The sequence below is a fragment of the Pontibacter sp. CAU 1760 genome (assembly GCF_054482735.1).
Genome location: NZ_JBTLRL010000007.1, coordinates 1 through 12,746, shown reverse-complemented (window position 1 = coordinate 12,746; position 12,746 = coordinate 1). Strand labels below are relative to the sequence as shown.

Genomic DNA, 12,746 nt, shown 5'->3' with positions numbered 1-12,746 from the left:
GTTAAGCAACGTGACATTTTATAGCAACTTAATTCGTTTTTGTGCGGATATAGTGTTAATTTGCAGCTTCTTATCAAGAAAGACCGAGGGATAGGGCCCTACGACGTCTTAGCAACCTTGTAACAGCTTGGTGCTAATTCCCTTCCGGAGCATATGTGGCCGGAGAAGATAAGATTGAACCCCTCCCGCAGGTGTCCTTCTTGATAAGCCGAACGCAGACAGACTTATGAGAAGAAAGACGACACCGACAATGACAAATCACCCCATACATACACTATTAAAAGAGCGTGTGCTCGTGCTGGATGGCGCCATGGGCACCATGATTCAGCGTTACGAACTGACAGAAGCTGATTTCCGTGGTGAGCGCTTTGCCAACCACCCCAGCGACCTGAAAGGCAACAACGACCTGCTCTCTATTACCCGCCCCGATATCATCAAAGCCATACATGCCGAGTACCTGGAGGCAGGTGCCGACATCGTGGAAACCAATACCTTTAGCGGCACCAGCATCGCTATGGCCGATTACCATTTGGAGGAACTGGTGTATGAGCTGAACTATGAGTCGGCGAGGTTAGCACGCGAGGCAGCAGACGAGATAGAGGCGCGTATACCGAACCGTCCGCGTTTTGTAGCCGGTGCTATTGGCCCGACAAACCGCACGGCTTCCCTATCGCCAGATGTGAACAACCCCGGCTACCGCGCCATTACTTTCGACCAACTGGTGGAGGCGTATTATGAGCAGGTGCGCGGTCTGGTAGATGGCGGCGCGGATTTGCTGCTGGTGGAAACCGTATTCGACACGCTGAACTGTAAAGCGGCGCTTTTTGCCATCCAGCAGTTTGTGCAGGACGGCGGCAAGGAACTGCCCATCATGGTGTCCGGTACCATTACCGATGCCAGCGGCCGCACCTTGTCTGGCCAAACGGTGGAGGCCTTCTGGAACTCCATCTCGCATGCGCCTATCCTGAGCATCGGCTTTAACTGTGCGCTGGGTGCCCGCCAACTTAAAACACACATCCAGGAGCTTTCCCGCATCTCTAATTCCTATATCAGTGCCTACCCGAACGCCGGACTGCCGAACGCCTTTGGTGGCTACGACGAAACCGCGCAGCAAATGGGTGCTGTGGTGGAAGAATACCTGAAAGAAGGCCTGGTCAATATATTAGGCGGTTGTTGCGGTACCACACCGATGCACGTAAAGGTCATCTCAGACTTGGCGCAGCGGTATAAGCCACATGTGCCGTCAGAAGTGGCCCCTTATCCGCGCTACAGCGGCCTGGAGCCGCTCACCGTAACGCCGGAATCACTTTTCATCAACGTGGGGGAGCGCACCAACGTAACCGGTTCCAAGAAATTCTCCCGCCTGATTGTGGAAGGCAAGTTTGAGGAGGCTTTGTCGGTGGCGCAGCAGCAGGTAGAGGGCGGCGCGCAGATCATCGACGTAAATATGGACGAAGGTATGCTGGACTCTGAGGAGGCCATGACCAACTTCCTCAACCTGATTGCCTCAGAGCCTGAGATCTCCAAACTGCCCATCATGATCGACTCCTCGAAGTGGAGCGTAATCGAGGCGGGGCTGAAATGTGTGCAGGGCAAGTCAATCGTTAATTCTATCTCGCTGAAAGAAGGCGAAGAAAGCTTTATAACCCTGGCGCGCAAGGTACACCAGTATGGCGCAGCGGTGGTGGTGATGGCGTTTGATGAGCAGGGGCAGGCAGATACCTTTGCGCGGAGAATCGAGATCTGTGAGCGGTCTTACCGCATTCTGGTGGATGAAGTAGGCTTCCCGCCACAGGACATCATTTTCGACCCGAACATCCTGGCTATTGCCACCGGCATCGAGGAGCACAACAACTATGCCGTGGATTATATCGAAACGGTAAAGTGGATCAAGGCTAACCTGCCGCACGCCCTCATCAGCGGTGGCGTGAGCAACCTGTCGTTCTCGTTCCGGGGCAACGACGCCGTGCGCGAGGCCATGCATACCGTGTTCCTGTATTACGCCGTGCAGGCAGGCATGGACATGGGCATCGTGAATGCCGGTATGCTGGGTTTGTATGACGAGATACCGGTAGAACTGCGCGACCTGATCGAGGATGTGGTTTTTAACCGCCACCCGGATGCTACCGAAAAGCTGGTGACTTATGCCGAGACCGTGAAGGGCAAAGGCAAGGGCGCCGTGCAGGCTGATAACAGCTGGCGCGAAGCCCCCGTGGAGGAACGCCTGAAGCATGCGCTGGTAAAAGGCATTGTAGAGTTTATAGAAGCCGACACCGAGGAAGCCCGACAGAAAGCCACCAAAACGCTGGACGTGATTGAAGGGCCACTGATGGCCGGCATGTCGGTGGTAGGCGACTTGTTTGGGGCCGGTAAGATGTTCCTGCCGCAGGTAGTGAAGAGCGCCCGCGTGATGAAGAAGTCGGTGGCCTACCTGCTGCCATATATGGAAGCCGAGAAACTGGCCTCCGACACCTCGAAGTCCACAGCGGGCACTATTCTGATGGCTACCGTGAAAGGCGACGTGCACGACATCGGCAAAAACATCGTGGGTGTGGTGCTGGCCTGTAATAACTACGAGGTGATTGACCTGGGCGTGATGGTGCACCTGGATAAAATATTGGCAGAGGCCGAAGCGCAGCAAGTAGACATCATTGGCCTAAGCGGTCTAATCACGCCGTCGCTGGACGAGATGGTATACGTGGCGCAGGAAATGGAGCGGAGAGGTATGACGATTCCGCTGTTGATTGGCGGAGCCACTACCTCACGCGTGCATACTGCCGTGAAGATCGCGCCGCAGTACAGTGGCCCGGTAGTGCACGTGCACGATGCCTCGCGCAGCGTAACCGTGGTAAGCAGCCTGCTGGGTAGCGACCGCGACGCTTACATGGCTGGTATAAAAGCCGAGTATGAGAAACTTCGCCAAGACCACCTGAACCGCACCAAAGACCGCGCTTTCGCTAGCATAGCAGAAGCGCGTGCCAATAAGTTTAAGGTAGATTGGGAAGCCACGCAGCCAACGAAGCCAAGCTTCCTGGGCCATAAGGTATACCGTAACTACCCGCTGTCAGAACTCGTGCCTTACATCGACTGGACACCGTTCTTCCATACCTGGGAGCTGAAGCGGCAATACCCGAAGATCCTGGACGATGTGGAGCTGGGAGTTGAGGCACGCAAGCTGTTTGCCGATGCGCAGGAAATGCTGCAGGAGATTGTGGAGAAGCAGTTGCTGGAAGCACGTGCCGTGGTGGGCTTCTACCCTGCCAACGTGGAAGCCGACGACACCATCGAGGTATACGCCGATGATTCACGTGGAAACGTGCTAACCGAGTTCCATACGCTGCGGCAGCAGGGCAAAAAGGGCGGCAACGTGCCCAACCTGGCCTTCTCTGACTTTATCGCGCCAAAAGAAACGGGTATACCGGATTATATCGGTGGCTTTGTGGTGTCCACGGGCTTTGGTATCGAAAAACTGGTAGAACAGTACGAAGCCGACCACGACGATTACCGCTCTATTATGGTAAAAGCGCTGGCCGACCGCCTGGCCGAGGCCTTTGCGGAACTGATGCACGCCAAAGTACGCAGAGAACTATGGGGCTACGCGCCGCAGGAGCACCTGGATAACGAGGCGCTGATCAAAGAGCAATACCAGGGTATACGCCCGGCACCAGGTTACCCCGGCTGCCCGGACCATACCGAGAAAATCACGCTTTTCAACCTGCTGCACGCCGAAGAAGAATCCGGCGTGATCCTGACGGAGAACCTGGCGATGTACCCAACGGCGGCGGTGAGCGGCCTGTACTTCTCGCATCCTGAGTCGCGTTATTTCGGTTTGGGTAAAATCGGCAAAGATCAGGTAGCCGACATCGCGCAGCGAAAAGGCATGCCACTGGAGGAACTGGAGCGCTGGCTCTCACCGAACCTGAACTATGAACCTATGCCAGTAACGCAGCAGGTAGTAGCAACGGAGTAGATTAACCTCTCCCCAGCCCTCTCCTAAAAACAGGAGAGGGGGCTTTTTGATCATTTGTAAAATAGTACATAACTGTTGTTACCTCTCAATGCAAAACAATCAATACCAATCATTAACTATTTTGTAGTTGGTACAGCAGAACTCCCTCTCCTGTTTTTAGGAGAGGGCTGGGGAGAGGTAAAACTCTCCTCCTTAGCCAAGGAGGGGTTAGGGGTGGTTGGCCCCGGGGTTGCAAATTAGCAATGCCCTAATTCAGCCATTTAACAATTAACCAGATCACCCGAGAATAGATGAAAGTAACGGAACACTTCCAGAACGCTGACAAAACGCAGTTTACATTCGAGATACTGCCGCCCCTGAAAGGCGAGAACCTGCAGACCCTTTACCACCACATCGACCCACTGATGGAGTTCAAGCCTCCTTTTATCGATGTGACCTATCACCGGGAAGAGTATGTATACAAGCAGCGCGACAACGGGCTGCTCGAGAAAATAAGCACACGCAAGCGGCCGGGTACGGTCGGCATTTGTGCGGCTATCCAGAACCACTACAAAGTAGATACGGTGCCACACCTGATCTGCGGCGGCTTTAACAAAGAGGAGACGGAGAACGCCCTGATCGACCTGCACTTCCTGGGCATCGACAACGTGCTCGTGCTGCGCGGCGACTGCGTAAAGAACGAGCCACGCTTTGTGCCGGAGCCAGGCGGCCATCAGTACGCCACAGAACTTCTGGAGCAGGTGGTGGGCATGAACAACGGCTGCTACCTCGACGATGAGCAAATCAACACGAACGGAACAGACTTCTGCATTGGGGTGGCCGGTTACCCGGAGAAGCACTCCGATGCGCCAAACCTGAAGGCGGACTTGCGCTGGCTAAAGAAGAAAGTGGAGATGGGGGCAGAGTATGTTGTTACGCAAATGTTCTTCGACAACCAGAAGTACTTTGATTTTGTGCGGCTGTGCCGGTCCGAAGGCATCGACGTCCCTATTATTCCAGGGCTAAAGCCGATGACGACAAAATCACAGCTGACCATTCTGCCAGGAATTTTCCATATAGACATTCCCTGTGACCTCGCGGATGCGGTAGAAGCGTGTAAAGACAACAAAGAGGCTGCGCAAGTTGGCGTAGAGTGGGCAATTCAGCAGTCGAAGGAATTGATGGAATTTGGCGTGCCGTGCCTGCATTATTACTCGATGGGCAAGTCGGGTTCGGTACGCAAGGTAGCGGAAGCGCTATTTTAGAAAAATTTATACATAGTGCAGGAAGCAAAAACAGCCACAACCATTCAGGTTGTGGCTGTTTTGTTGTTAGGGGGTATGGCAGAAGGCCCCAACGGCTTTCATTCTCACCTGTAAGCCATCGTTTTAAAATTATGATACATGTGGCGCAACAGGTTTGTTGCTGCTGGGGTCTATGATGAAATATAGAATTATTACAAAAAATCATCATAATTGGGTATTGTGAACCTTAGTTTAATTTGTAAAATTTGAATATAAATTAATGCTTAAGTAATTGTAGAAGTTGCCGTTTTTTCTGCGGTTGCCCTATAACGCGTGCCTATATCTCTGGACTGAGTATGAGAGGGCTTGCGACCATTACGCCTAAAATCCAAAATCCATGAGACAGCTTTCACGCGTTATCCTGCTGCTTTGCCTCCCTTTACTTTTTTTCTCCTGCGAGGATGGCCTGCTAGAGACACAGACATCCAAATGCCTTGAAACCTCACAGTGGGATGACCAGGGATGGAGAATAGAAAGGACGTACGACGGCAGGAAGATTACTAAACTGGAGTATTTTTACAACGATGAATTGCAGTACTACTACGAATACACGTATGGCTCAGGTAGCCGTATTGTTCAAAGCCAATATTATAACGCGAAGAACAACACAGTGGGTACTCCAGAGGTAATCACCTACAACGACAAAGGGAAATGGGCAAAATCTACTTTTACCTCTACTAACGGCAGGGTAACAACCCAATCGGTGGAGTACGATGACCAGGACCGCATTCAAAAAATCACTTCTGTCACGGACAATTCCGGCACCATCACGAACAACTTTACGATTACATACACCTGGGCAGGAGGGAACAACACTGGTTATACCTACACCACTGCTACTTCGGAGACAGTGGCGAAATATGAATTTAACCTTGACCAGGAGAACAAGCGGCGGAAGGAACAGGAAAAAACTTCGTTCATGTCGCTGGCTATTCCCTATAACCAAAACATGCTCAAGCGCTCAGAAGCCACTACCACCACTGGCGCCACTACCACAAAAAGGGTAATTGAGTATAACTACGAGCTTGATGAGAAAGGCTATCCATACAGGTTAACCCGCACGATCTCTGGCACCAGCTATGCCTCCCCCATCACCGATGTCACTGAATTTGAGTTTGACTGCAATTAGGCACAGCCGCTTTTCTGATTTTTTAATATCCTAACTCTTCCTGTATGCTTCGACCTTTACTCTTTACAGTCATTCTGTTGGTGTCCGCTCTCCATCTACAGGCGCAGCATCTGCTGGGTTCTGCCGGCAGCAACTACGGGGGCACTAACGCTGTTTTCCTTAACCCTTCGTCCATTGCCGATGCCAGGCAAGGGTTTTACCTGAATTTGTTTGGAGGGCATCTTACATTTGCCAACACTTACTTCTATTACGATGGCCCTGGCGTGCAGCCGGATGTGATCCTTGAAGATCCCGAAAATGTTATTAACGGCGATGGTTTGTTTGAGCGTTCCCGCATCCAGGAGCGGCTTGACGGGAAAAGCAAAATGGCGCACCTGGGATTGGAAGCCCGGCTTCCTTCGTTTATGCTCAAGCTTGGCCCCCGGCACAGCATTGCGCTCACTACCCGGCTCCGGGCTGTAGCTCAGGGCAACAATGTATCTGAGGACCTGGCACGGGTGATTGGTTACGGTATGGACAACCCTGCCCTCCAGAGTACCCCTTTCACCGGAAGTGAGGCATATTTTAACGCCAATGCGTACGCAGAAACCGGATTTACCTATGCATTGGTACTCCTCTCTAAGCAGGCGCAGTTCCTGAAGGGGGGCGTCACTATAAAAAAGTTGTCAGGTATTTATTCAGCCCACTTGTTAGCACCCAATGTAGACTATCAGCTGAAGCAAAACCAGGAGGAGGAATACTACATGCAGATACAGGAGGGAAGCGCTAGCTTTGGCTTCTCCCAGAACAAGCCGGAGCTGGATGAAGAGGGGATACGAAACGCTTTCCTTGGAGGTGATAATCCTGGCTCTGGCTGGGGCGTGGACATTGGCTTTACCTATGAGCACCGGCCCAGGTATGCCGACTACGAGTATACCCTGGATGGGAAAGTGCGGACAGACCACGGCGCGAATAAGTATAAGTACCGCATCGGTGTCGCGCTGCTCGACGTAGGATCTGTTACCTACAATGACCCCCAGAAGGTACGCGCCTACAATATCACCCGCCAGAACCTGGACCTGAATAACGAGACTTTTGAGGGCGTGGATATTGAAAATTTAGGCCCAACCCTGGAGGAAGCGTTAAAGGTGCAGCCAAGCGAGCGGACGACCGAGATCATATCCGGCTTGCCCACCTCCCTTCACCTGAATTTTGACTATCGGCTGACGAAGAAACTGTTTGTAAATGCAGCGGTGCTCCACAACCTGCGCGGGAAAGAAACCATCGCCATGCAGCAAACCTCGACGCTGGCAGTGGCTCCCCGGCTTGAAAGCAAAGGCCTTGAACTGGCTGTGCCGGTATACCTCACGAACAACTACAGGGATTTGAACTTTGGCGCCATGTTACGCTTAGGGTCATTTGTAGTAGGGTCTAACAACCTTGCTGCCATACTCAAAGACAATAAGGCAGTGGGCCCCGACCTGTACATGGGCTTTGGAATTAGCGTTGGCACCGGTGGAAGAAAAGATAGACTAGAGGAAAAAGCCAAGAAGAGAGCTTACAAAGAGCAGAAAAAAGCAACAAAGGAGCAGCAGAAAGCGACGAAAGAACAGGGGAAATCTGAAAACACTACCTTACCGGTCTCGGAGTAACCTATAAGAGATTGGCACATGCGGAAAGCAATGCTGTTTGCCTTTTCTCTTTTGCCATCATGTTGTGTTTTGACGAAAGGGTATATGAGAGTATTCAGCTACAGGCAAACTTGGATTGCTTTATCGCTAAACAAGCCCTGATTTGATAGCGTGCGAAATAAGCGATGGGGTGCTGCTGCAACCAGTTTTGCTCAGGATGTTTCTGCGGTGCGTTTGTACCGTGTTCTTGCTGATAAAGAGCAACTCCCCAATTTGCTCACTATTGTAGCCTTGCACCACCAAACGCAGAATCTCCCGCTCTCTTGCCGAAAGCCCGCTGGGGCAGGGCAACTCAATTTTTGAAACAGAAACGTTGGTATAAGACGGCTCCCCGTTCAGCCCGATAAACGAAAGCACAGGAATGCCCTCCTGCTTCAGGTGAGAAATATCGGTGTGAGTACCCAGTGTGCGCAGCACATGCCCTTGCGCATCGAATTGTATGGTTATGACCTGCTGCAGGATCCGGATGTATCCCCCGTTTTTCTTCCTTATCCGAAAGTCGTAACGCACCTTGTAATTGGGGATCTGCTGCAGCGTTAAGCCAGCGAAAAACTCCCCGACTTTCTTCTCGCAGGCTAAGAACCAAGGCTGGTCTTCGGGATGAATAAGGCTTAGAATTAACGGAAGATCCAGTTCATCGGCAGTATACCCCAAAACTGACTCTGCTTCAGCGCTTATCAAATCAAAGGCAGAGGCTCTAACGTTCAGAATAAAAAAATAGTAGTCACCAACCTGGAAAAAGGAAAGAAGCTTTTTGTGCAGTTCAAGCTCGAACTGGTCATCCGCCGTCTGAATGCCGTCTGAGTCGTTTCCTGCGATAACTTCCCATATTTTGATTGCTTCCTGAAAGACAGCTGGCTCCATTTTACATCAATTAAGTTCGAATAAAAGCTTAAATGTATACGAACTTAACTAGAGCAGGCTTAACTATTCTTGTTTTAAGCTAAAAATAGTTGAAGCTTATTGGGGTAGTTGTGGGGAATAGGTTGATGAAGGAAGACCCTATCTTTTTAGCAGGAGCAGATAGCTAAATGGTTTGGCAGGTACCCTAGTTTCAATCACAGTTATAATGATCTCCAGCAGCTACTCCACGAAGAGTTCCAGCGTAATTTGGTCGGCCAGCAGTTTGCCTTTATCTGTTAGGTATAGCACCTCTTTCTCTATTCTTGCCATTTCCTTCTCTTGCAGTTCAGCCAGGTAAGGGGCGTGCTGCTGCCTTAGGTTATACCCATAGTCCTGGCTAATTCGCTGTAAGTCGCAGCCCCAGATAGTGCGGAGGCTTGTAAGAAGGTAATCGTTGGCTTGGTCTGCAGTACTTAGCTGCTCCACTTCCGCCGGAATCTGGCTTTGTGCCATTGCCTCCACATATTTCTTGTTATGGGCAACATTATACTGCCGTGTGGGGCCGTTAAAAGAGTGGGCGCTGGGGCCAACACCCAGGTAGTGCACCCCGCGCCAATAATTGCTGTTGTGCCTCGACTCCTGGCCAGGCAGGCAGAAATTAGAGATCTCATACTGCACATACCCATGCTGCTGCATCTGCTCCAGCAAAATCTCGAACTGCTGTGCCGTGAAGTTGTCTTCGGCAGGTATAAACTTGCCTTTCTTGCTCCAGCGCCCCAGTGCCGTGTCGGGCTCCACGGTAAGCGCATAGCACGACACATGCGGCACGCCCAGCGCAAACAACGTGGCCAGGTCCTGATGCCAGATGCTATGGTCCGGAGCCGGTATGCCATAAATCAGGTCAACGGTAATGTTCTGGAAGCCAGCGGCCTGTGCCTCCTGCACGCAACGAAGGCTCTCAGAGGAAGTATGGGCGCGGTTCATCAGTTGCAGGTGCGGCGCATGAAATGACTGCAGGCCGATGCTGAGGCGGTTGATGCCAGCAGCTTTCAGTTCCTGCAACTTGGCAGGTGTCAGGTCGTCGGGGTTCGCCTCCAGCGTGATTTCAGCATCTTCCGAAACTTTAAACAACCGCCTGATTGTTGCCAACAGCAGTTGCAGCTCCTGCTGGTTCAGCAGCGAGGGCGTGCCGCCTCCAAAGTAGATGGTCTGCACAGGCTGCCTCTGCAGGTATTCTTGCCGCAACTCCAACTCACGGGCAATGCCCTGCACGGTCTGCTCCTTCAGGCCCATAGAAGTACTGAAATGAAAATCGCAGTAATGGCAGGCTTGCTTACAGAAAGGGATGTGAAGGTATATTCCGGACAAAGTTTAATTGTTAAATTGAAGGATGGTTAAAGGGCTGTTTCCCTGTCCAGGGAGAATTTTCCTCAAGCAGGTCAATCACCGCGAAGGCAATTACCTTTGCAGGTATAAACCGTAAACCGGGCACCAATGTGTAATAGTTTAGCCATTTAAATAGTTCAACCGCACAAATGTACAAAATAACTGCCTTCCTGCTGTGCTGCTTGCTGTTGTGGCTGCCCTTGGTGCAGGCGCAGCAAGGGGAGGTAGCGCCACAGAAAGAACAGCCGCCTGCTCAGAAAGTTGCCGTACAAGCCAGGGCCGTTACGTTAGCGGTGCAGGCCCCGGATGCGCAGGACAAACAGGTGTTGGGAAAATATGCCTACCGCAACGCACTCCCGGATGCTATGGAGGCCAGCAAAGAGTTAAAGGCCCTGGTATACCAGCTGCAGCAGGATGCCTACTTACTGGCTTCGGCCGACACGTCTTTTCTGCGGCAGGATACGCTCCACGTGAAACTACACATAGGGCAGCCCTTTAGGTGGGCCCAACTGCGGAACGGCAACATGAGCGAAAGGATACTCATCGCGTCTGGCTTCCGCGAAAAGTTCTACCACGGGTCGCCGTTCAGGCCCGCAGAGTATGTAAAGCTGCAGCAGCGCATCCTGAACTACGCCGAGCGTAGCGGTTATCCTTTCGCCTCTGTCTGGCTCGACTCTATCCGGGTGGAGGGCAGCACCATTTCTGCAGCGCTGATGGTGGAGAAGGCTTTTGTGGTAACCTACGATACCCTGGAGGTAGTAGGAAATACTAAAACGCAGCCCAGGTTTCTGATGCGCTACCTGCAACTCCTCCCCGGACAACCTTACAGCCAGGATCAGATCAACGCCTCGCAGCGGATGCTCACCGCGCTACCCTACATAAAAAGCACCCGGCCGCCTCAGGTCCGTTTCTTTCGGGATAAAGCCAAGGTGGTATACTTTCTGGATGACCGGCAGGCAAATCAGCTGGACGGCGTTGTCGGGTTTCTGCCTGACCCATCGCGCAAAGACAAGCTACTGATCACGGGCGAAGCGAACCTGAATATCCGTAACATACAGGGAACCGGAAAGCAGCTTGGGCTGCAGTGGCGACGCGTTAACAAAGGCTCTGTGATTCTGGATGGCGAGTACCTGCACCCTAACCTCTTCGGGACACCTTTTGAAGTCGGAGCCAAGTTCAATCTGCTAAAGCAGGATTCGTCGTTCATCACGGTGCAGCCACAACTGCAACTCTCCTACTATACCCTGAAGTACGGCAAGTTCAGTGTGTTTTCGGAATGGCGCAACTCACGCATCCTGTCAGATGCGGGCACGCAGCGCCTCCGGCAACTGGACCTGGCCGACGCCGAAACCACCACCTATGGGCTGAACTACCTCTGGAACAACCTGGATGATTTTTACTTCCCGAAGCGGGGCCGCTTGGCGGAGGTACAGTTGGCGGCGGGCACCAAGAAGTTGCTGCGCAACCCTGACTTGGAGAAAAGCTTTTACGATACCCTGGCAACCAAATCCACGCAACTCGGGCTTTCGCTGCGATTTGAGAATTTCTTCAGATTGGGGAAGAGCAGTGCCCTGCTTGCCCGCCTGCAGGGCCAGGCTTTGTTTAGCGACCGCATCTTCCTGAACGACATGTACCGCTTGGGAGGACTCTCTTCGCTCCGCGGTTTTGATGACTATTTCTTTTACGCCTCCTCTTATGCCATCAGCACGCTGGAGTACCGCCTCTTCACAGCAGCCGACTCTTATGTGCTGCTATTTTACGACCAGGGCTATTATCGCAGCGATTTAGAGAAGTCCCTTGCTCGCGATACGCCCTTTGGAGTCGGTGGAGGGATAAGTTTTAGCACAGGCGCAGGTATCTTCCAGTTAGTATATTCACTCGGAAAATCAGACCAGCAGCCCCTGTCCTTTAAGTATTCGAAGATTCATTTTGGCATAACGAGTAAGTTTTAAGTTAAAGTAACTTTTTTTACGATTAGGGGTAAGTATAGCTTGCATGGTATAAAACAAAAGCATACTTTTGCATCATACTCTTAGAGAGTATTACAGTGCGGGGTGGAGCAGTTGGTAGCTCGTTGGGCTCATAACCCAAAGGTCACAAGTTCGAGTCTTGTCCCCGCTACCAAATAAAAAAGCCGATTAGCAGAAATGCTGATCGGCTTTTTTATTTTAGCCCTTCAAATGCTAAAATTGATGCGAAAAGGTTGAATGCTAAGTTCACCTTTCGGTTCGATGATCGTTGTTCTCTTTGTCATAGCGCGCACCCTCAGGAAGAGCTGATGGGGAATTCCGGATCAAGCGGAATAGTTGTGGGATAGCTCTTCTCAGGCATAGATGCTTGCCAGTCGGAAGAGGAAAAACGTTGTGTCTCTGACTCCCCTGAAAGTGGCTCTGAAGGCTTTTACCTTTGCATTGAAGGATTCGGCCGAGGCATTAGTGCTGCGGTTATTGAAGAAATTGAGGATG

Annotated in this window: 8 protein-coding genes, 1 tRNA gene and 1 riboswitch; of the genes, 6 read left to right on the top strand and 3 right to left on the bottom strand. The window is 51.7% G+C overall.

Annotated features, from left to right (window positions below; translation table 11 throughout):
• Positions 1-67 precede the first annotated feature (67 nt).
• Positions 68-175: riboswitch (SAM riboswitch) on the top strand.
• Positions 176-226: 51 nt separating this feature from the next.
• The 4 genes from metH to ACXYMU_RS11175 all read left to right on the top strand — a co-directional run bounded on the left by metH (position 227) and on the right by ACXYMU_RS11175 (position 8,013).
• Entirely contained in the window at positions 227-3,970 is a 3,744-nt protein-coding gene (gene metH, locus ACXYMU_RS11190; RefSeq protein ID WP_458986476.1) for a methionine synthase, read from the top strand.
• Positions 3,971-4,260: 290 nt separating this feature from the next.
• On the top strand, positions 4,261-5,214 hold the full coding sequence (metF, locus tag ACXYMU_RS11185; protein WP_458986475.1) for a methylenetetrahydrofolate reductase [NAD(P)H]: 954 nt from the start codon (positions 4,261-4,263) through the stop codon (positions 5,212-5,214).
• A 376-nt stretch (positions 5,215-5,590) separates the two neighbouring features.
• Positions 5,591-6,382 (top strand): hypothetical protein, encoded by a 792-nt coding sequence (locus ACXYMU_RS11180; protein ID WP_458986474.1) that lies wholly within the window; start codon positions 5,591-5,593, stop codon positions 6,380-6,382.
• 44 nt (positions 6,383-6,426) lie between these two features.
• Positions 6,427-8,013: a DUF5723 family protein gene (locus ACXYMU_RS11175; protein WP_458986473.1), complete on the top strand. Its 1,587-nt coding sequence runs from the start codon at positions 6,427-6,429 to the stop codon at positions 8,011-8,013.
• 126 nt (positions 8,014-8,139) lie between these two features.
• Here the strand turns inward: ACXYMU_RS11175 and ACXYMU_RS11170 are convergent, their stop codons facing one another.
• Together ACXYMU_RS11170 and hemW are read right to left on the bottom strand one after the other, a co-directional pair.
• Entirely contained in the window at positions 8,140-8,916 is a 777-nt protein-coding gene (locus ACXYMU_RS11170; protein WP_458986472.1) for a LuxR C-terminal-related transcriptional regulator, read from the bottom strand.
• 219 nt (positions 8,917-9,135) lie between these two features.
• Complete coding sequence (gene hemW, locus ACXYMU_RS11165; RefSeq protein WP_458986471.1) at positions 9,136-10,263, bottom strand: radical SAM family heme chaperone HemW; 1,128 nt, start codon at positions 10,261-10,263, stop codon at positions 9,136-9,138.
• A 167-nt stretch (positions 10,264-10,430) separates the two neighbouring features.
• Here hemW and ACXYMU_RS11160 point away from each other — a divergent pair, with 167 nt between their 5' ends.
• Both ACXYMU_RS11160 and ACXYMU_RS11155 read left to right on the top strand, forming a co-directional pair.
• A complete protein-coding gene (locus ACXYMU_RS11160) occupies positions 10,431-12,233 on the top strand; it encodes a BamA/OMP85 family outer membrane protein (protein ID WP_458986470.1) in 1,803 nt (600 codons plus the stop codon).
• Positions 12,234-12,329: 96 nt separating this feature from the next.
• Positions 12,330-12,405 (top strand) — tRNA-Met (locus ACXYMU_RS11155).
• Between the two features lie 199 nt (positions 12,406-12,604).
• Here the strand turns inward: ACXYMU_RS11155 and ACXYMU_RS11150 are convergent.
• A complete protein-coding gene (locus tag ACXYMU_RS11150; RefSeq protein ID WP_458986718.1) occupies positions 12,605-12,745 on the bottom strand; it encodes a transposase in 141 nt (46 codons plus the stop codon).
• Position 12,746 lies beyond the last annotated feature (1 nt).